The organism is Kiloniellales bacterium (assembly GCA_030066685.1).
GTDB lineage: Bacteria > Pseudomonadota > Alphaproteobacteria > Kiloniellales > JAKSBE01 > JAKSBE01.
In genome coordinates, this window is record JASJBF010000008.1 from 105,844 (window position 1) to 125,094 (window position 19,251).

16 protein-coding genes are annotated in these 19,251 nt (G+C 66.9%); 6 read left to right on the forward strand and 10 right to left on the reverse strand.

Features of this window, described 5'->3' with window-relative positions; genetic code table 11:
• Nucleotides 1-63 precede the first annotated feature (63 nt).
• Both QNJ30_07420 and QNJ30_07425 read right to left on the reverse strand, forming a co-directional pair.
• Nucleotides 64-1,407, reverse strand: a complete 1,344-nt coding sequence (locus tag QNJ30_07420) for a metallophosphoesterase (GenBank protein MDJ0943276.1) — start codon at nt 1,405-1,407, stop codon at nt 64-66.
• Between the two features lie 137 nt (nt 1,408-1,544).
• Entirely contained in the window at nt 1,545-2,195 is a 651-nt protein-coding gene (locus QNJ30_07425) for a hypothetical protein (protein MDJ0943277.1), read from the reverse strand.
• 405 nt (nt 2,196-2,600) lie between these two features.
• On the opposite strand from QNJ30_07425, the gene QNJ30_07430 reads away from it, so the two are divergent.
• The 4 genes from QNJ30_07430 (at nt 2,601) to QNJ30_07445 (ending at nt 7,172) form a co-directional block, all read left to right on the forward strand.
• Nucleotides 2,601-3,110: a universal stress protein gene (locus QNJ30_07430; GenBank protein MDJ0943278.1), complete on the forward strand. Its 510-nt coding sequence runs from the start codon at nt 2,601-2,603 to the stop codon at nt 3,108-3,110.
• Nucleotides 3,110-3,958, forward strand: coding sequence for a Crp/Fnr family transcriptional regulator (locus tag QNJ30_07435; GenBank protein MDJ0943279.1), 849 nt, complete (start codon nt 3,110-3,112; stop codon nt 3,956-3,958). The genes QNJ30_07430 and QNJ30_07435 overlap by 1 nt, the downstream gene beginning before the upstream one ends.
• 151 nt (nt 3,959-4,109) lie before the next feature.
• Nucleotides 4,110-6,728: a TRAP transporter permease gene (locus QNJ30_07440; GenBank protein MDJ0943280.1), complete on the forward strand. Its 2,619-nt coding sequence runs from the start codon at nt 4,110-4,112 to the stop codon at nt 6,726-6,728.
• A 15-nt stretch (nt 6,729-6,743) separates the two neighbouring features.
• Nucleotides 6,744-7,172, forward strand: a complete 429-nt coding sequence (locus QNJ30_07445) for a universal stress protein (protein MDJ0943281.1) — start codon at nt 6,744-6,746, stop codon at nt 7,170-7,172.
• A gap of 213 nt (nt 7,173-7,385) precedes the next feature.
• Here QNJ30_07445 and QNJ30_07450 read toward each other — a convergent pair whose 3' ends face one another.
• From QNJ30_07450 to QNJ30_07460, 3 genes are all read right to left on the reverse strand, one after another.
• A complete protein-coding gene (locus QNJ30_07450) occupies nt 7,386-9,113 on the reverse strand; it encodes a thiamine pyrophosphate-binding protein (protein MDJ0943282.1) in 1,728 nt (575 codons plus the stop codon).
• A 51-nt stretch (nt 9,114-9,164) separates the two neighbouring features.
• Entirely contained in the window at nt 9,165-10,145 is a 981-nt protein-coding gene (locus QNJ30_07455) for an NAD-dependent epimerase/dehydratase family protein (GenBank protein ID MDJ0943283.1), read from the reverse strand.
• A gap of 170 nt (nt 10,146-10,315) precedes the next feature.
• Nucleotides 10,316-11,038, reverse strand: coding sequence for a hypothetical protein (locus QNJ30_07460; GenBank protein ID MDJ0943284.1), 723 nt, complete (start codon nt 11,036-11,038; stop codon nt 10,316-10,318).
• Between the two features lie 95 nt (nt 11,039-11,133).
• Here QNJ30_07460 and QNJ30_07465 point away from each other — a divergent pair, with 95 nt between their 5' ends.
• The gene (locus QNJ30_07465; GenBank protein MDJ0943285.1) at nt 11,134-12,663 is read left to right on the forward strand and encodes a wax ester/triacylglycerol synthase family O-acyltransferase; all 1,530 of its coding nucleotides are present in this window, start codon (nt 11,134-11,136) and stop codon (nt 12,661-12,663) included.
• Here the strand turns inward: QNJ30_07465 and QNJ30_07470 are convergent, their stop codons facing one another.
• From QNJ30_07470 to QNJ30_07485, 4 genes are all read right to left on the reverse strand, one after another.
• Complete coding sequence (locus QNJ30_07470; protein MDJ0943286.1) at nt 12,664-13,521, reverse strand: hypothetical protein; 858 nt, start codon at nt 13,519-13,521, stop codon at nt 12,664-12,666.
• 15 nt (nt 13,522-13,536) lie between these two features.
• Nucleotides 13,537-14,181 carry a TetR/AcrR family transcriptional regulator gene (locus QNJ30_07475; protein MDJ0943287.1) on the reverse strand — a complete coding sequence of 215 codons (645 nt, stop codon included), beginning with the start codon at nt 14,179-14,181 and terminating at the stop codon, nt 13,537-13,539.
• A gap of 38 nt (nt 14,182-14,219) precedes the next feature.
• Nucleotides 14,220-15,440, reverse strand: a complete 1,221-nt coding sequence (locus tag QNJ30_07480; GenBank protein MDJ0943288.1) for a patatin-like phospholipase family protein — start codon at nt 15,438-15,440, stop codon at nt 14,220-14,222.
• Nucleotides 15,441-15,536: 96 nt separating this feature from the next.
• Entirely contained in the window at nt 15,537-15,971 is a 435-nt protein-coding gene (locus QNJ30_07485) for a phasin family protein (protein MDJ0943289.1), read from the reverse strand.
• Nucleotides 15,972-16,134: 163 nt separating this feature from the next.
• On the opposite strand from QNJ30_07485, the gene QNJ30_07490 reads away from it, so the two are divergent.
• Nucleotides 16,135-18,120 carry an SDR family oxidoreductase gene (locus QNJ30_07490; protein MDJ0943290.1) on the forward strand — a complete coding sequence of 662 codons (1,986 nt, stop codon included), beginning with the start codon at nt 16,135-16,137 and terminating at the stop codon, nt 18,118-18,120.
• Here QNJ30_07490 and QNJ30_07495 read toward each other — a convergent pair.
• Nucleotides 18,117-19,034, reverse strand: a complete 918-nt coding sequence (locus QNJ30_07495) for an alpha/beta fold hydrolase (protein ID MDJ0943291.1) — start codon at nt 19,032-19,034, stop codon at nt 18,117-18,119. The genes QNJ30_07490 and QNJ30_07495 overlap by 4 nt on opposite strands.
• Nucleotides 19,035-19,251: the final 217 nt, after the last annotated feature.

The window sequence follows — 19,251 nt, forward strand, 5'->3', positions numbered from 1 at the left end:
GGGCCGGGCCATCAGAACTGAAGGGGTTGGGCCGGTCCGGTCCGGCCCCTTTTGCTTGATGCGCTAAACGGCGAGGGCCGCCGGCTCCTGCTCCTTGACCTCGAGCGCGTTGGTGAGGTCGAGCAGGGCTTCGGCGGGGTACTCCAAGGGGACCAGGTCCTGGCCAAGCCCGACGAAGACCGCCAAGTTGTGCGGGTTGGCGCTGTAGACGATGTGGTGGTTGCGGATGTTTCCGGCGTCCAGCCAAAGGGTCCCTTCGGGCGATAGGGGCGTGTGACCGACGATGAAGGCGGTGTCTTCGTCGACGCCGAGTCTGGTCCTTAAGGCGTTGACGTGCCTCTTGCCGTAGCCGCCGGGATGGTTGGGCCGCCGGACCCGGTTCCAGATGATCTCCTGCCCCAGGCGGTGGCGGCTGCGGATGTTCACCAAGTCGGACACGGTCACATCGCTGCGCGGTGGGCCGCCGTGGCAGGCAATGCAGCGCTTGGACCTCACCACGTAGGGCAGCAGCTCGAAGAACTCCGCCAGCGCATCCGCATAGGCCGGGCCGCGCAGCTCTTTGGCGCGGCGCTTCAGCAGGACACCCTGCGGCACGCCGCCCTTGCCCACGGACTCGTCGAAGCTCTCGTGGTTGCCCCGAAGGTAGAAGACGTTCCGCGGCAAGCGGGCCTTCAGCTTGAGAATCAAGTCCAGCATGAGGAGCGAACCGTCCATCTGCGTCAGGTCGGTCTCTCCCTGCGGATGAACCGCGTCGCCCAGGAACACCAGGTTGGCTTTGCCTTGTTCGAGCAGATCCAGAAGGGCGTTTTCGCTCAGGACTTTGAGAAGGTTGTCCAGGTTGGCGTGCAGGTCGCCGACGATCACAGGCGACGGCCCGTCCGGCAGGCTCAGAAGGCCGCCTGGCAGGCCCAGCGAATCCCTCGGTCGATAGGCTTCGTCTCGCAGAATTAAGTTGACCCCGCGCAGCGCCATCAGCGCCTGCTCCGGCGCCAGCAGCTCGATCGGACCGCCGAAGATGCGGCGGATCTCCCTGAGGCAGGCGCGGCGCCGGCTGGCCGGACCGTCGATCCCCTCGGCAGCTCCGACGCGCGAGACATAGGTCTCTCCGCCGGGGTCGAGGCGGGTGATCGTGATCCGGCCGTCCTTGTTGGCGATCTCGAGCTGCCTCTTCGCAACGCTCTTGGGGAACTTGAAAAGCCGCTGGCAGGTCTCGTCGCCGCGCCCGAGGCGGAGCTTGCTTCCATCCCGGATCCGCAGGAACCCGGCAACCGTCTCAGCGCAACCCTCACGCTCGGCCAGGATCCAGTCCCTGGTCGTCCGCCGATCGCCGTCGAGTTGGCATTCGGGACGAAGCCAGAGAGACCGGCCCCCCAGGTCGAACTGGACCGCTGCGACCTCTGCCGACACAAGGAGACGCCCGACCAAAAGCTGCGGCTCAGCCGTCAGCGACACCGCATCCTTTGGGTCGGTCTGAAAGAACAAATCCCGAACCCGGTCTAGCACTGTCCCGCCCTTTGCTCTCCCCCGTCCTGCGCTTAGAGCGTTCAGTCCTCCCTGGCAGGCATGGCTAAATCCTTGGGCAGGCCCTCGAACTCGTCTCTGACATAGATCAAAATTCCGGCCCGCTTGAAGTGTAGTGCGGCCTGACGATACACGTCCAGTTGCTTCTCCACCTGCGCCAGGGTCACGTCCCGATCGATGGGGTGGACTTCGCGCTTCTGCCGCTCCAGGCGCCCCTCGAGGATCTCGGCGGCCGGCGGTATCAGGAACTCGAACACGAAGCGCGCCCGCCAATTGGTGGAAAGAAAGTGAGTTTTCGCAGGCGGTAGGAGAATCCGGGCGTGGTCGAGTTCGGGTGGCGGATCGGCCTCCAGCCACTCCCGGTCGAAGACCGTCAGGGCCTCCTTGTGTCCGACAAAGGGAAATCCAAGGTGCACCTCCCGCGGGCGAAGGGACAGGGCCTGAGCCCGCCACCAGATGTCCAGCGTGAGGTCGATGTAACCCTCCTCCGGCCAGCCTCCGATCTTCCGCACGAGCCGCGACTTCCCCGACCCGGGCGGTCCGGTCAGGATCAGCTGCCGGTACTTTATGCTCTTCGGGAAAGGAACCCCTTTGATGTCCTGAAGCTCCGTGATCGGCACCAGGTCTAGAAATGCTGACCCTTGGGTGGTTCTCGGTTCCGGATCGGCGGCCATCATGGAATTCAAGCAGAACCTACTTCGGCAGTGACCTTGCCCGATGCCGGGAACGAACCTGCGGTCCGGGCGCCGGATCGGGTAGGGAAAGCGGGTAAAGCCTGACGGGGTCGTGGTGCGGCCAGGCGGCTCTCCGGACCCGGGAGCCCCAGTGTTATACGCCCCGGCGTCCGTCTCCGCAAAGACGTGACAGCCGGCGGTCCCTTCCGTGCCCTCGAAGGGCCTGTTCGAAACAGGTCCGCCGCCCGCTAACATGAGGCGTCGTGGGCCCTTCGGACCCACAGATCCGAAGACCGAGGCAGATGTCATCATTCTGCAACACAGGCATCACAAATCCTTCAAGCCTGGGGGCTAGGATTAAAAGGTTTAGAATCTTTGATTTAGGTGCAATTGCAGCAGGTCTCCATGAATCAGATCGTCGATACCTTGGTAAGGCCAGACAGAGTGAGGGACGAAGCCACGACTCCGGCGCCTGTCCTGGTGGCGGTCGAGTTCTCCAAAAGCTCGGAAGCCGCCCTTCGCTGGGCCTGCGACCATGCAGAGGCCGTCGGTGCCCCGCTCGAGATCCTCCATGTGATTCACGATCCGGCCGACTCGCCGGGCAGCTACAAGCCCGACGTTGGAGATCCGCTCGAGCCGATAGCCGACGTCGCCGAACGACGGCTTGCCCAATACCTGGACAGCTTCGGCCGCGACAACGCACGGCTCTCCGGCCTTGCCGGCGCGAAGCGGCTTTGCGTCGAAGGGCTGCCGGCCGCGAAGATCCTCGACGTCGCGCGGGCCCACAACGCTTGCCTCCTGGTTCTGGGCAGCCGGCCCCGCAACGGTCTCGGGCGGCTCGTGCACGGCTCGACCGCGGTCCAGATCGCGCGGGAGGCGGCCTTGCCGGTGACCATCGTCAAATCCGACGGCTGATGCTTCTGCGCCTGATCGATGGGGGGCAGTCCTCGGCGATCGACTTTCCCCTTTTCAACGCGGTCCTCGACAGGACCGGCAGGCGGCAGCTCAGACAGCTGGTGACGCTGGTGGCAGCCACGCGCGGTCAGGTTCTGGCTAGCCAGGGTGAGATCGGGTCCGACTTCCTCGTGCTGGCTGACGGCGTCGCCAAGCTCTGGAAGGTTCTGCCCGACGGGCGGCGCCAGATCGTTGCCTTCCGCGCCGCCGGGGACCTGATCCCGCTGCATCGGCGCGATACGCCCTGGCCGGTCACCGCCCAGGCCGTCTCAAACTGCCGGCTCTTCCGGCTGGAATGGAAAGCGCTGCAGCGTCTCGCCGATCGCTACCCGGTGATCGACCGCGCGCTCCTCGATCTGGCGAGCGACGAGATCGCCGCCCTTCAGGACCGTCTTTTGACCCTCGGCCGGAAGACGGTCGAGGAGAAGCTTGCGTCTTTCATCCTCGAGTTCTGCCGTCCCTCAGCAGCGCCAACGAGCCTCGGCCGGGAGATTCACCTTCCCATGCGCCGCTCTGAGATCGCCGAATACCTCGGCTTGACGACGGAATCCGTTTCGCGCGAGTTCTCACGCCTCAAGCGAGAGCGTATCCTGTCGATGCCCCGACCCAGCCGCATCGTTCTGCTCAACCGCCCGGCGCTGGAGGCTCTGGCGACAGGAATGCCGGGCGTAGCGCAGCCGCAGGTCTGGCGGGGCCAGTCAGCGCGCTTGGACGAAGGTTCCGGGCCCGCCACCGCAAAGCCGAACGGCGGTGTATCCGGGCACCATCAGGAACCCTTGCCGAGCACGACGCGGCCAGCCGTCCGCTAGGGTCCGCCCTGCGGCGGCCGCCCGCGGCCGTCCGAACGAAGATCCCTGGACGGTCGCCTTCATCTGCCGGAAACTGGCATAGATCAATGCAGGTCCGGCCCCGGGCCGTAGCGTCGGGCCGGCGTGTCTGGGCGGGCGGAAGGCGGTGCTGATGGGCGAAAGGGTTCCCGGCAAGGACGAGTCTGCCGAGAAGTCGCAGGCCGCCAAGGCCATGGCCGCGGCGGAGACGGGCCTGCGCAGCCCGCTCGGCCCGGTCGGGAAGCTCTTGGCCGGCGTTGCCTTGGCCTGGTCGCTGTTTCAGCTGTGGATCGCGTCCCCGCTGCCCTTCCTTTTCGCCGACGTCCTGCCGGTCCTGAACGACACCAAGACCCGCTCGATCCACCTCGCCTTCGCGGTCTTCCTGGTCTACACCGGGCGGCCCGCCCTCAAGCGCTCGCCGCAGGATCGGGTGCCCCGGCAGGACTGGGTCTTTGCGCTGCTCGGCGCCTTCTGCGCGGCCTACCTCTTCCTCTTCTACGAGGCCCTGGCCGAACGGCAGGGCTTGCCGACCACGACCGACCTCGTCGTCGCCGGTACCGGACTGGTGCTGCTGCTCGAGGCGACGCGCCGGGCCCTGGGCCCGCCGCTGACCATCGTCGCCCTGGTATTCCTCGCCTATATCTTCTTCGGCGATCGCAGCTTCGTCCCGGAGGCGATTCAGTGGAAGGGCGCATCCTTCGCAAAGGCCATGTCGCATCAATGGCTGGGCACCGAGGGCGTCTTCGGCATCGCCATCGGCGTGTCCAGCAGCATGGTCTTCCTTTTCGTCCTCTTCGGCGCTTTGCTCGAGAAGGCAGGGGCCGGCAACTACTTCATCCGCGTCGCCTTCGCGCTGCTCGGGCACATGCGCGGCGGGCCGGCGAAGGCGGCGGTGGTGTCCTCGGGCATGACCGGCATCATCTCCGGCTCCTCGATCGCCAACGTGGTGACCACCGGGACCTTCACCATCCCGCTGATGAAGCGGGTCGGCTTCTCGGCCGAGAAGGCCGGCGCGGTCGAGGTCGCCTCCTCGACCAACGGCCAGCTGATGCCGCCGATCATGGGCGCCGCCGCCTTCCTGATGGTCGAGTTCGTCGGCATCAGCTACGTCGAGGTGATCAAGCACGCCTTCCTTCCGGCGGTGATCTCCTACATCGCTCTGGTCTACATCGTTCACCTCGAAGCGGTAAAAGCGGGCATGAAGGGCCTGCCCCGACGGACCGAGACCCCCTTCATACGCGCAATGATCGGCTTTCTGACGGGCGTGATCGGCTTGGTGATCCTCTCCGGCGTCGTCTACTACGGCCTCGGCTGGATCAAGGGGGTTGCCGGCGCGGCCACGCCCTACGTCGCCGTTTTGCTGCTTTGCCTGGCCTACCTGGCGCTCCTGAAGTACGCCACTCGCCATCCGGAGCTCGAGGTCATGGAGCGCATCGACGTGCTGCCGGAGCCCGGGCCGACGATCAAGGCCGGCCTCTACTACCTGCTGCCCCTGGTGGTGCTGATCTGGTGCCTGACCGTGGAGCGCTTCTCGCCGGGCCTCTCGGCCTTCTGGGCGGCCACCTTCATGTGCGCGATCGTGGTCACCCAGCACGCGCTGAAGTCGATCCTGCGCCGCGAGGCGGGATTGGGCGGCGGGCTGCGCCGGGGCCTGGTCGAGCTGCGCGACGGCCTGATCGCCGGTGCCCGCAACATGGTCGGGATCGGAGTCGCGACGGCGACCGCGGGCATCATCGTCGGCACCGTGACCCTGACCGGGATCGGCCTGGTCATGACCGAGTTCGTCGAGCTGGTCTCCGGCGGCAACCTCATGTTCATGCTGCTGATGACCGCGGTCATCAGCCTGATTCTGGGCATGGGCCTGCCGACCACCGCGAACTACATCGTCGTGTCGTCGCTGATGGCGCCGGTGATCGTGACCCTGGGGGCGCAGAACGGCCTGATCGTGCCCTTGATCGCCGTCCACATGTTCGTCTTCTACTTCGGCATCCTGGCCGACGACACGCCGCCGGTCGGCCTCGGCGCCTTCGCCGCGGCGGCCATCTCGAAGGGCGACCCGATCCGGACTGGGATTCAAGGCTTCACCTACGACATCCGCACCGCGATCCTGCCCTTCATGTTCATCTTCAACACCGAGCTCCTGATGATCGATATCCAGGGGCCCCTGCATCTGGTCCTGACGATCGCGACCGCCCTCTGCGCCATGCTGGCCTTCGCCTCGGCGACCCAGGGCTACTTAATCGTCAAGAACCGGCTCTGGGAGATCGCCGCGCTGCTGCTCATCGCCTTCACCCTGTTCCGGCCCGGTTTCTGGCTCGACATGGTGCAGCCGCCGTTCCGCGCCGACGATCCCGCCCGCCTGATCGAGATCGCCGGCGGCGCGGCGCCGAACAGCGACATCCGCCTGAAGGTCGAGGGCGAGAACTTCGCGACGGGGGAGATGGTCGCCAAGACCGTCCTTCTCCCGCTCGGGCCGGCGGGCGAGGGCGCGGCGCGCCTCCAAGCCTCTGCCGGGATCACCATGCGCGAAGAGGACGGCAAGACCTTTATCGACGCCATCGAGTTCGGCAGTCCGGCCGAGAAGGCGAAGCTGGACTTCGACTGGGAGATCACCGAAGTCATCGTGCCGGCCGACCGCCTGCCCAAGCAGATCCTCTACATTCCCGCCCTCGCCCTCTTGCTGTTCATCTACCTCCAGCAACGCCGCCGGCGGGCAGGTCCGGTTGCGGCGGCCGCGCCGGCGGCGGACTGAGCGGAGCGCCGAGCCATGCACAAGAACATCCTCCTTCCGGTCGACCTCAATCACACCGAGAGCCTGGGCAAGGCCGTCGAGGTCGCGGTCCACCTCGCCAAGACCTCAGGCGCCCGGCTGCACGTGGTCACCGTCGTGCCCGGCTTCGGCCTGCCGGTGGTCGCCAGCTACTTCCCGGAGGATTTCGAGCAGAAGGCGCTGGCGAGCGCGAAGCAGGCGCTGGACCGCTTCGTCGCTCAGAGCTTCCCGAAGGGCCTGGCGGTCCAGGCGCTCGTCGCCCACGGCACCGTCTACGACGAGATCCTAAGCTGCGCCGCGGAGCTCGGTGTCGATCTCATCGTCATGGCCTCCCACCGTCCGGAAATGCAGGACTACCTGCTCGGCAGCAACGCCTCGACGGTGGTCCGCCACGCCAAGTGCTCGGTCCTGGTGGTGCGGGACTAGATCAAACTGCGCTCAATTGGACTCAATTGAGCGCAGATAATTTGATCTATTCCATATAGATAGAGCAGCCTATTTGCGTTCGAATGAACGCAGGCGGCTCTAGCGCACTTCCCGATCAGACGCGTTCGCGTCTGGCCGGATGTAATGCCCTAGAAGCCGCTCTCCGCCGGCTCTCCGGGAGCGGCCAGCCTGCGGACGGGGTTTGCCGGCGCTCTATCGGCCGAACGCGCGGCGGCCCAGCGCCCTTGTAACGAAATGCAGGCGCTCGCCCCAGGGCAGCCGGCCGAAGTTGGTGCGCACGACGCCCTGGGTGAAGAAGGTCCGCTGGGTGTTGTCGACGGCGACTTCGACCACGACCGGGCCGGCGCGGGAGCGGTTCAGGGCTTCGGCGATCCCGTCGTCGAGTTCCGGGTCGCTCTGGATGCTCAGGAAGGGCACGCCGAGGCCCGCGCAAAGACTGCGGAGCTCGAAGTCCGGAAGGTCGCTCGCACAGCGATGCGCGAAGGCGGTGTCCTGAAACTGCGCGATCTGGGTGAGCTCCCGATCACGCAGCACGAAGAGCGCCAGGGAAACGCGAAGCTGGGCGGCGGTGATCAGTTCGAGGCCGGTCATCAGGAAGGCCCCATCGCCCATGAAGGCGGCCACCGGCCGGTCCGGATTGGCGAGGCCGGCTCCGATCGCCGCCGGCAGCGCGTAGCCCATGCAGGAGAAGTCGACCGGCGCGAGAAAGGAGCGGGGCTGGTTCAATCGCAGGCTTTCCATGGCCAGGAAGAGGCCATTGCCGCTGTCGACCACGTAGATGGTCTCCGGCCCGAAGCGCGCTTGCACGGCCTGGACCATACGAGGACCAGAAACGGCCTTCGAGCTCCGCCAGGATAGCCACTCTTGCGCGACGCTTTCCTGCCCGCCGGCAATGCTGGCCTGGAGGTCTTCGTCACGGTCGCGGTCCGAGAGACGGCCGAGCAGGTCACGCACGAAGACCGCCGCGTCCGCCCGGATCGGGAGGTCCGTCTCGTAGTTCCTGCCGAGCACCTCCGGATCGACGTCGACGTGGATCAGGGGGCGAGGCGGCGAGACGCCATAGCTGGCGGTCCCGACTTCGGCGAAACGGCAGCCGATCGCCAGGGTGGCGTCGCAGGATCCGGCGACCGCACGCAGAGCCTTCGGCGCCGCCGCGCCGAACCCGCACCAGAGCCAAAGCGGATGGCTCTCCGGAAACACGCCTTTGCCCTGTATCGTGGTCGCGACCGGCGCCTGCAGGCATTCCGCCAAGGCGACGAGATCCGCTTGCGGCGCTTCGGCGCAGCCGTTGCCCAGGTAGAGCAAAGGCCGCCGCGCGTCCTGCAGCCGCGCGACGGTCTGCGTGATCGCGTCGGAGAGCGGCTGTCCCGCTGGCGCGTCCGCCTCGGCCGTTTCGCGCCTTGCGGGCTCATGGTGGAAGACCATCAGGTTGGCCGGGATCTCGACGATCACCGGACCCTGCGGTGCCTGGCGCGCCGTCCGACAAGCCTTGCGCAGCACCTCGGCGATCCTTTCGCCCTCGGTCACGCGGTATTGGGCCTTGGTGACCGGCCTGGCGAGCTCCAGCTGTGGGACGTCGTGCAGCTGATAGGCCTTGCCGATGTCCGAGCGCACGCCACAGGACAAGACCAGAAGCGGCACCTGATCCATGAAGGCCTCGGCGATGCCCGAGAGCGCGTGGGTCAGTCCGGCACCAGGCACCAGATTGACGCACCCGAGCTTTCCGGAGCTTCGGGACACACCGTCGGCCATGAAGGAGGCGCATTGCTCGTCGGTCACCAGGACCGGCCGCACGCCCTCGGAGCGATCCAGGGCGTCGTAGAGCTCAAGATTCTGGGCGCCCGGTATTCCGAAAGCGAAGGGCACGGCTTCTTCCTCGAGAGCCTCGACGATCATGTCGGCGCCGGATTTCTTCGCCATGTGTTCGACCTCCAACGTTCCCGGCCGTCTCGCCGGCCCCGCCCCCCGGGGTCAGGCCAGCAGGCCTTCCTCCTTCATCCAGGTGCAGGCATCCACGACCATGGTCTCCAGGGCCGCCGGCTGGTAACCGAGTTCGCGCTTCGCCTTGTCCGAGACGATCTCGGGATCGTTGACCATGAGGGCGACGGCCTCGGGCGTCAGGTCGGGCTCCCGTCCGGTCAAGGCGGCCTTGAGCACCCTGAACCGGGCCACCAGGCGCAGGATCGGCATCGGCAGGTTCCTTTTGGGGATCGGCTTGTCGATCAGCCGGCCGATGGTCTCGAGAACCTCGCGGAAGCTCGCCTCGACGCCGGGCAGGAGATAGGTCTCGCCTGCGCGTGCCCTTCGGGCAGCGGCGACGTGGGCGCGGGCCACGGCCTCGGCATGGCAGAAGCGGCTCCGGACGGCGGGCACGCCGGGCAAGCTGCCATCGTCGACCATGCGGATGAGCCGCCCCCAGTTGTGCGTGTCGTAGCGGCCGATGAGGTGGCCCGGATTGAGGATCACGGCATCCAAACCTTCGGCGCCGACCCGTCGGACCTCCTCTTCGGCCAAGGCCTTGCTGCGCACGTAGTTGATCCAGGACCGGGCGCCGGCCTGCGGTGTTTCCTCGCTGATCTCGCGCTGCCCCAAGCCGAAGGTATTCCAGGTCGAGGTGTGCACCAGCCGTCGGGCTCCTTTCGCGAGCGCGACCCTTGCGACGTTGCGGGTTCCCGCGACGTTGATCCGGGTTTGCAGGGCGTCGCGGCGCGACCAGATCGAGGTCAGCGCCGCCGTGTGGAAGACCGCGTCCGCCGCCTCCGGCATCGCCGCCTCCAGCTGTTCGGACTCGGTGATGTCCCCCGCCACGAGGGCGACGGGAAAGGCCTCGGCGTAGGAAGTTGCCGTCCCGGGCAGGTGAAGGCCGACGACCTCCCAGCCGTCCGAGCAAAGCTGTTCGACCAGGTTAAGGCCTAGAAAACCGTTTGCACCGGTGACGAACGCGCGCGGCATTTGGCCGGTCTCCACGCTTGCGCCACCTTCCCCGTCGGGCGGTGAGGATGCCCGAACCCGGGGGTCTCAGCGCCCCACCTCCGGCCAGATGCAGAGGCGTCGGGTCGGGAGGTGCGCGAGGCGGCACCAGAAACCTATCTGCGAAGCGTCTTCGAAGACCTTGATCTGCGTCAGGATCCTGCTGCGCGTGAGTCGACCAGACTGTCGTCGCCGGCGAAGAGCGCCTCCAGGACCGCGCGTTCGCGAGAGACCACGAGGTCGAGGAACTCCTCGGCGCCGCCCATCTTCAGGAAGGCCGCATAGCCCCGTTCAAGGAAGTCCTGGAGCTCGCCGAGGCCGGCCAGGATCGCCGGCTTGCGCATCAAGGACAGCGCCTTGCCGACGAAGGGCTGCCGGGTCAGATGATCGAGCGACCGGCCCAGGCGCGCGATCAGGTCGATCTGAAGTTCCCGCTCGGCGGGGCGCCCGACCTTGCGGTAGGCACGGCCATAGCTGGCGTGGTCCAGCGTCTCGACCTCCGGCCCGAGGGCCCGCACCATGGCTGCGTCCAGCGTCTCCGACAGGGTGCTCAGCTGGAGCGCGTCGGCCACCGTCTCGAGGCCGGCGGCAGGCAGCACCTTCCTCATGATCGGCAGGATGCGGCGAACCTCAACCTCGTGCCGGCTCAAGTCTTCCGGGCCGTAGATGTCGCTGAGGAAGAACGACGCCGTGGCCGCGTAGCGCGGGCTCGCCAGCAGGTCGGCGTGCCGGCGTGCCAGGCTCTCTGCCTGCCACCCGCGAAGGAGCTGGCGCCCGCGCGCCGCCACGGGCTCGGCCGCCATGGTGGCGCGCAGCTCGGCCGCGAGGTCGAGCTGCTCCAAGAGGCGACGGACGATCTTGTTCTTGGTCGGCACGGGTAATTGTCTATCATCTTCGCCTGGGCAAGCGAACCGAAAGGCGTCTAGGTTCGCCGCCCCGAGGGCCATAGCCTCAGGAAAGTCGCACGCGGATGGCGAACAGCGAAAGAATGGCGGCCGTGGACACCACTTGGCTGCGCTTCGACCGGGCGAGCAACCCGATGGTGATCGTCGGCATCCTGATGCTGGAGGGTCCGGTCGATGCGGACCGAGTCCAGGAAACGATCGTGGCCCGGCTCCTGAGCCACTCCCGCTTCAAGCAGCGGGTCGAGACGCGGCTCACCGGGCTCTGGTGGTCGGCGGACCGTCATTTCAACCTGGACCGGCACATAAAGCGCGTGCGTCTGCCGGGCGCGGGCGGGCGGGCGGAGCTCGAGGACTTCGTTGCCGACCTCGCCTCCCATCGCTTGGACAGGGCGCGGCCGCTCTGGCAGTTCCACATCGTCGAAGGCTACGACGAGGGCGTGGCCTTGGTGGTGCGTATCCATCATGCGATCGCCGACGGCATCGCGCTGATCTCGGTCTTGCTGTCCTTGACCGACGATCGGCCCGATGCGCCGCCGGTCGCGCGCGCCGAGAAGGCGGACGGCGGGCAAGCGTCTCACGAAGCGTCGTTGTTTAATCCTCTCGAACCCGTGGTGGACATGATCGGGGAGGGCCTGCGCCTTTACGGCGAAGCCTGGCGAGAAGCCATGACCCGGGCCGCCGATCCGGCCGCCGCCCTCAGGGACGGCGCCGGCATTTCGGCCGAGATCGCCCATCTCCTGGCCATGCCGAGCGACAGCGCGACCCGCTTCAAGGGCAAGCCCTGCGGCGACAAGCGGCTCGCCTGGACCGATCCGATCGACCTGCGCGAGGTCAAGGCGATCAGCCATCTCTTCGGCTGTTCGGTCAACGACGTGCTGCTGGCCTCGGTCACCGGCGCCCTGCACCAATACCTGAAGGACAAGGGCGATCCGACAAGGGGAGTTGAGCTGCGCGCCATCGTCCCCGTGAACCTCCGGCAGCGAGGCGGCAAGCAGTCCTTGGGCAACCACTTTGGCGTCATCGGGGTGGAGCTGCCGGTCGGGATGGACAATCCGATAGCCCGCCTCTACGAGATCTTCCGCCGGACCCAGGCGCTAAAGCACTCCTACGAGCCGCCGGTCACCCTGGGGATCATGACCGCGCTCGGTTACGCGCCGCAGATCCTGCAGGACCGGCTGATGGACCTGCTGGTCAGCCGTTGCACCGCGGTCATGACCAATGTTCCGGGACCGCAGCACCCGCTCTATCTCGGCGGCGCGCGAATCAAGCAGGTGATGTTCTGGGTGCCTCAGGCCGGCGACGTCGGCATGGGTGTGTCGATTCTCTCCTTCGACGGCAAGGTGCAGTTCGGCCTGATGACCGACACGGCCATCATTCCGGATCCCGACGAGGTCATCGCCAGGTTCGTGCCGGCCTTCGAGCAGTTCGTCTATTTCGGGCTGATGGAAGCCTCGATCGACCCGCCGCCGGACGCCGTGGCCGCACCTGCGGCCAAACCGGTACGAGAGCCGGCGAGCCGGAAGCTGCCGAGAAAGCGCACGGCCAAAGGAAGCGCGGCGCCTCGGGCCGCGAAGTCCAAGGACGCCTCGCCCTGATCATTCGTCCTCGAGCTCGGCCTTGGCCAGCTCGACGTCGAGGCGCTCCATGGCGTCGGCGGGCGTCGAAGCGGCCGCTTTCTCGTAGAGGGCGACCGCCTCGTCCAGCTTGTCCTTGCCGAACATCATGACCAGGCCGTTGGCATACTCGATCTGCCCGATCGCGGACTCCGGGTTGAGCTCGAGCGCGGACTGGAAGTTTTCGAGGCTGCCCTTTCTGGTGGCTCCGTAGGTCAGACGACCGATGGTCTCGCCCATCTTGTAAATCACCACCGCTTTGTAGGCGCCCAAGGCGACCCGGGCGTCCGCGTGCCGGGGCTCCAGGGCGATGGCCCGCTCCAGGCTGGTCTTGACCTTGTCGCCCAGGCCCTCGGCGAGCACCTTGGCGATCGACAGCTCCTGGCCGTAGCGGCCCAGCGCCTGGGCGTGGAAGTACCAGGCGTTGGGCAAGCCCTCCGCGCAGGCCTGGACCTCTTCCGCGCGCCGCGCCGAATCGACCAGCAGCGCCAGCTTGCGCTCGGAATCGTCTTCGAGGTAGGTCGCGTAGATGATCGAGGCCTTGTTGGCGACGTTATAGCCGAGGGGCCCGACGGACAGACCGAGCCTGGTGGCGGCCGCGAAATCGCCGCCGTGATAGGCGCGCCAGGCCTTCTGCAGCTCGCCCGCAGCCTTCTTGATCGGCAAGTCGGGTTCGAGCCCGGGATTGCCATCGACTAGGCGTTCCAGGCTCTCCGGGTCGGGGTAGGGCTCGCAATCGCCCAGATGAAGGCGCGCCCAGTGCTTCTTCAGGGCGCCGCCGGCGTAGTCGTAATCGGCGTCGTCGTGGGGGAAGGCCGTCCAGTCCGCTGTTTGTTTCACCACGTCAGCCTCGCGCTAGCTCAGGTACTCTTGTGCCAGATGATCGAACAGGGCCCGCGCCTTGGGCTCCAGGTAGGGAGCCGCCAGAGAAAGGACGTGGACCGCGCCCCGTGCCAAGGTCCGACCATTCTGCGGCGCACGCGGGTCGCGTGCAAACTCGTATGATAGCCAGTAGGTGGCGATCAAGGTCATGTTGGTCGACATGGTCTTAATCTCTTCGCGGCTGGCGTTGAGATCGCCGGCCTCGACCAGGCCTTCGAGGATGGACGATGCGGTCCGCGACTTGTGCGCCAGGATCGCCTTGAACTGGAGCTCCAGGGGCCGGCTGCGCGACAGCAGCTCGTTCAGGTCGCGGTAGATGAAGCGGTGTTTCCAGATCGCCTCGAACACCAAGTGCAGGAAGAGCCATATGTCTTCCGCGTGCGCCGGCGTGCCTTCCGGAACGGCGAGGGTCGCATCGATCTCGCGGCGGTAGGCGGCGAAGAGGGTCTCGACGATCTCTTCCTTGGAATGGAAGTGATAGTAGAGGTTGCCGGGGCTGATCCCCATCTCGGCCGCGATCGCGGTGGTCGTGACGCCCGGCGCGCCGAACTGGTTGAAGAGCGCGAGCGCGGTTTCCAGGATCCGCTCGCGCGTCCGTCGCTTGGGCTTGCGCTGCATGGCGCCGATCTCCCCTGTCGATCAGCCGAAAGCCGGCGTCAGGCCGGAGGCCGGCTCGTACGCAGCACGTCCTCCAGGCGATCCAGCGCGGCGTCCAGTCGGGTTGCCGTTCCCAGGAGGCCCGGCCCTTCGACGCCTGCGGCCCGGTCGGCGCACTGGGCCAGGCTACGTCCCTCGTCTGAGAGCACGCCTTGATCGATCGCAATGCCGTGACGGGCGAAGACCGGCTCCAGCTCGTCCTGGCGCCGCCGCAGCTCGGCCCGGGTCCTCTGATAGGCGTGCTCGGACAGACGCTCCCGGTCTGCATAGCTGAAGACGTTGGTGAAGAACATCTCCACGTCGTCCCGGCTCGGTTCGAAGAGCACGACATCGGCATCCGGGAACTCTTTCTCATAGCGGCCCATGCCGACCTGCATGCGCGAGTAGATGATCGACCTGAAGGTCTGGGCCAGCATGGCCGGCAGGCCACCTTCGACCAGCAGGCTGGTCGCGTCGCCGTCCCTGGGCAGCGTCGGATCGGCGGTGAAGGGGACCAGGGGGTTGACGCAGACCAGCAGCTTGGCGCCCGCCTTCAGGGCGACCGAGGCATGGAGCGTCTTGATCAGCGCGCCGTCGACGAAGTACCGGCCGCCGATCTCGACCGGCGGGAACAGGCCGGGCAGTGCAGAGCTTGCCTTCACGGCGTCCGAGATCGGCACGCCATCCCAGCCGGGCGTGCCGAAGGGCACGGCCTCGCCGCTGTCCAGGTCGGTCGCGACGATGAAGAGCTTGTGCCGCAGCTCACGAAAGTCGTTGGTCCGCCCGGGGGCAGCGAAGAGTTCGGTCAGGTACGCGCCGATGCCCGAATTGTCGAAAAGGCCGGTCGGGATCGCCCTGGTCAGCCGCTGAAAGGACTCGAAAAAGCCGTGCGAGAACGGCGCCTCCAGGTAGCTCCGCACGGCCGAGATGAGCAGTTCGGGCAGGTTGGCGAGCCGGCGCCCGTACTCCAGCAAAGCGGGGCGCATCAGAAGGTCGGGCTCGAAAGGGTCGTCGGCCGCCTCGGTCGCAATGAACATCCGGTACATCGCCTGCGGCGTCAGGCCGTTGGCGAGCCCGGCGGTGATGAAGCCGCCGGAACTAACCCCGACGTAGACGTCGCAGTCCGCCAGCTCGAGCCCGGAGAGCGCCTCGTCGAGGGCCACCAAGGCGCCGATCTCGTAGATCGCCCCTAAGGGGCCGCCGCCGGCCAAGGCGACGCCCGTTGCATTCGACTTCACCATGGTCCCTCTCCTGAGGGGTGCAGGCGGAGCGAGCCACCCGCACCCGCGGAAACCTGGGAAGCTTCTGCTCGGGCCGACATGCGCGGCCCGGCTCGCTCAGCCGGCCGCCTTGGTGGTGCGCCGCGCCCGCGGCTTCGGGGCCGCCTGCGCCGGTCCGGCAGAGAGCTCCTCGACCAGCGTCGTCAGCTTTTCGACCCGCTTCGAAAGGGTGTCGATGTCCTTCTTGGTCGGGACGTTGAGGCTGTGGAGCGCCCGGGCGACCCGATCCTCGAAGACCTGCTCCAGCTTGTCCCAGGTCGAACTCGCCCTTTCGTTCATCTCGACGACCTTGTCGTCGGCCACCTTCTTGGCCCGCTTTTGGAACTTCTCGCCTTCCTTGACAAGGGCATCGAAGACCTTACCGCCTTCCGCTTGGGCCTTCACGAAGGCCCCCAGGCCGGCGAGCCAGATGTTGCTGGCCGAATCGCGGATCGTCGCCGACAGCTCGCTGTCGCTGGACTCTCCTGCAAGCTTTTTCAGTTTCTGCGCCATGATGTCGGTCCCTCCTTTACCTGGCAGCAATTACGTTCGCTGATTGAGGATATAAGTGTCGATTCTAGAGCATGCAGTCTAATCTTCTAGGCAACGGACTCTAATCCGAGCGGACTTCAAGGGCCCGCGACAAGGCGATGAATCGCATGGGGAGACAGGAACAATGATCTATCTGGTCACCGGCGCCAGCGGCTTTATCGGCAGGCGGTTGGTCCGCAAGCTGCTGTCCCGCAGTGGCTCGACCGCCTACTTCTTGATGCGCGATGCATCGCCGGCCCGCTGCGAGGCGCTGCGCGCCTTTTGGGAGGTCGACAAAACCCGCGCCATCCCCGTCGTGGGCGACCTGAACAAGCCCGGCTTGGGCCTCTCCGATTCGGATCGGGAGATGCTGGCGGGCAGGGTCGACCACGTCTTCCACCTGGCCGCGGTCTACGACCTCAATGCCGACCCCGAAATCGAGGTGGCGACCAACGTCGCCGGTACGCGGAACGCGGTCGAACTCGCCCAGGCGATCGGGGCCGGACACTTCCACCACATGAGCTCGATCGCCGCGGCCGGCCTCTACCCGGGCGTCTTTCGTGAGGACATGTTCGAGGAAGCCACCAAGCTGGAGCATCCCTATTTCGCCAGCAAGCACGAGGCCGAGAAGGTCGTGCGCAGCGCCTGCAAGATCCCCTGGCGCATCTACAGGCCGGGCATCGTGGTCGGCGACTCGCGCAGCGGCGAGATGGACAAGATCGACGGGCCCTACTACTTCTTCAAGCCCATCCAGAAGATCCGTGGTCTCCTGCCGCCCTGGATGCCGACGATCGGGATCGAAGGCGGTCGCATCAACCTGGTTCCCGTCGATTTCGTCGTCGACGCGCTGGATCACATCGCCCATCTGGAGGGCCAGGACGGCCGCTGCTTCCACCTGACAGATCCGCACCCCAGGCGCTTCGGCGACGTGCTGAGCATCTTCGCCCGCGCCGCCCACGCGCCGGCGATGACCCTGCGGATCAACGCCGCCCTCTTCGAGATGGTCCCCAAGGGCCTGGCCAAGGGCCTGTCGTCGCTGAGCCCGGTGCGCCGGATTCAGAGGGCGGTCATGAAGGACCTGGGCCTGCCCGAGGGGATCTTCACCTTCGTCAACTACCCGACCCGCTTCGACTGCCGGGATGCCGAGGCTCTTCTGGAGCCCGCCGGGATCTCCGTGCCGCCACTGGAAGACTACGCCTGGCGCCTCTGGGACTACTGGGAGCGGCACCTCGATCCCGACCTCTTCGTCGAGCGGTCTCTGCGCGGCCGCGTGGCCGGTCGCGTCGTCTTGGTGACCGGAGGGTCCTCGGGCGTCGGCAAGGCGACGGCCCTGCGGATCGCCGAGGCGGGGGCGACCACGATCATCATCGCCCGGGATCCCCAGAAGCTGGAAGCGACCCAGCAGGAAGCCGCCGCCCGCGGGCTGGAGCTGATAACCTATGCGGCCGACCTGACCGACGCCGAGCAGTGCGCGGCGCTGGCCCAGACCCTGGTCGAGGCGCACGGCGGCGTGGACATCCTGGTCAACAACGCCGGCCGCTCGATCCGGCGCAGCATCGAAAACTCCTATGATCGCATGCACGACTTCGAGCGCATGATGGCGATCAACTACTTCGGCGCGGTGCGGCTCACCATGGCGCTGCTGCCGGCCATGGCCAAGAAGAGGCGCGGCCAAGTGATCAACATCTCCTCCATCGGGGTCCTGACCAATGCGCCTCGTTTCTCGGCCTATGTCGCGTCCAAGTCGGCGCTGGAGGCCTGGACGCGCTGCGCCGCCTCCGAATTCGTCGACCGCGGCATCGAGTTCACCACGATCAACCTGCCCCTGGTCCGGACGCCGATGACCGCACCGACCGAGATCTACAAGCACTTTCCCACCCTGACGCCCGAGGAGGCCGCGGGCTTCGTGGTCGAGGCCATCACCCGGAAGCCGGTCAGGATCGCGACGCGGCTCGGAATCTTCGGTCAGGTCCTGCATGCCTTGGCGCCGCATATCGCGCAGATCGTCAACAACACCGCCTTTCGTATGTTCCCCGATTCTGCGGCGGCCAGGGGCAGCAAGGGCGAAAAGGAGGCACCGACCGCCGACCAGGTCGCCTTGACCCAGCTGCTGCGCGGGGTCCACTTCTAGAAGGCCGACGTCGGGGCGGCCGTCTCCTCGAGGAGGATCTCCAGGACCTTCGGCGAGAAGAGCATCGACAGGTGACCCAGCGACGGCAAGGCGATCTCGCGTGCGCCCGCGAGACGGCTGCTGTCCTGGGGCATGACGTAGTTGTCGCGGACACTCCAGACGCTCAAGGCCGGGACCGGCAGGGGTTCCGTTTCGGCCAGCTTGCGGAGCCAGGCGCTCTCGGGCTCCATCTGGCGGGCGTTGCGGCCGAGGCCGATTCTTGCGAGTTCGGTGCCGTGGTGCGGCGTGCCCAGGGTGATCAGCTTGGCCACCCGGCCGTCGCCGTGACGCCGCAGATAGGCGCGGGCGACGAGGCCGCCCATGCTGTGTCCGACGAGTGCGACCTGATCCGCGCCGGTCTCGGCGAGGAGCGAGCGGACGCGCGCCGCCAGGCCCTCGGCCAGCACCTCGATGTCGCCTAAGGGCGGTTCGAGGTCGATCGTGGCGACGCTCCGGCCCTGTGCCCGCAGGCCGCGCCTGAGCCACCACCAGACCCCGCGATTGCAGAAATAGCCGGGGATCAGCAGGAGCGGCGGCTGGGCCTGTCCCCGGGACCCCCGGCTCTCCGGCCCCATCCACCATCGCTCGAAGGGCTGGATGACGACGAAGAGGACGAGGGTCGCCAGCCACTCCAGGGCCACGGCCTGACAGGCCCGCCGCAAGGTCGCCCGCTGGTCGGGGGCCGCACTGTATGCATGCCGCAAGGCGAAGCCATAGCTGACCGCCACGACCGCGGACACGACCAGGAGCAGCACGCCTGCGCCCATCGCCGCCGCGGCGCCGAGGCCCAGGCCGGAGGGCGTCCCCGGCAGGGCGCCGCCCAACGCCAGGATCGCGACCAAGGCCAGCGCCAAACGCAGCCATCTCGCAAGCATCGGACCTCCTCGGCCGGCCGGTCGAGCGCCGGAAGTTTGCGCTAGCTCAAGGTTGAGTTGTACGGTCTCTGATAGAAAAATCCCAATACTGCCTGGCGACGAGGCCTCTCGCCTCCGATCGGGCAGGTGGAGAGGTGACCGGCGGCCGTTAACCAGGAGGGGCTCGAAGTCGGCGCGAAAGGCATCGGAACCTGTGGCAAGCAGCCGGATTTTTGGC

Bases quoted from the DNA above. Each gene is read 5' to 3' on its own strand.
- QNJ30_07435 (MDJ0943279.1), top strand. From the start codon at position 3,110: ATGCTTCTGCGCCTGATCGATGGGGGGCAGTCCTCGGCGATCGACTTT.
- QNJ30_07490 (MDJ0943290.1), top strand. From the start codon at position 16,135: ATGATCTATCTGGTCACCGGCGCCAGCGGCTTTATCGGCAGGCGGTTG.
- QNJ30_07430 (MDJ0943278.1), top strand. From the start codon at position 2,601: ATGAATCAGATCGTCGATACCTTGGTAAGGCCAGACAGAGTGAGGGAC.
- QNJ30_07425 (MDJ0943277.1), bottom strand. From the start codon at position 2,195: ATGGCCGCCGATCCGGAACCGAGAACCACCCAAGGGTCAGCATTTCTA.
- QNJ30_07465 (MDJ0943285.1), top strand. From the start codon at position 11,134: ATGGCGAACAGCGAAAGAATGGCGGCCGTGGACACCACTTGGCTGCGC.
- QNJ30_07485 (MDJ0943289.1), bottom strand. From the start codon at position 15,971: ATGGCGCAGAAACTGAAAAAGCTTGCAGGAGAGTCCAGCGACAGCGAG.
- QNJ30_07440 (MDJ0943280.1), top strand. From the start codon at position 4,110: ATGGGCGAAAGGGTTCCCGGCAAGGACGAGTCTGCCGAGAAGTCGCAG.
- QNJ30_07445 (MDJ0943281.1), top strand. From the start codon at position 6,744: ATGCACAAGAACATCCTCCTTCCGGTCGACCTCAATCACACCGAGAGC.
- QNJ30_07450 (MDJ0943282.1), bottom strand. From the start codon at position 9,113: ATGGCGAAGAAATCCGGCGCCGACATGATCGTCGAGGCTCTCGAGGAA.
- QNJ30_07475 (MDJ0943287.1), bottom strand. From the start codon at position 14,181: ATGCAGCGCAAGCCCAAGCGACGGACGCGCGAGCGGATCCTGGAAACC.
- QNJ30_07495 (MDJ0943291.1), bottom strand. From the start codon at position 19,034: ATGCTTGCGAGATGGCTGCGTTTGGCGCTGGCCTTGGTCGCGATCCTG.
- QNJ30_07455 (MDJ0943283.1), bottom strand. From the start codon at position 10,145: ATGCCGCGCGCGTTCGTCACCGGTGCAAACGGTTTTCTAGGCCTTAAC.
- QNJ30_07480 (MDJ0943288.1), bottom strand. From the start codon at position 15,440: ATGGTGAAGTCGAATGCAACGGGCGTCGCCTTGGCCGGCGGCGGCCCC.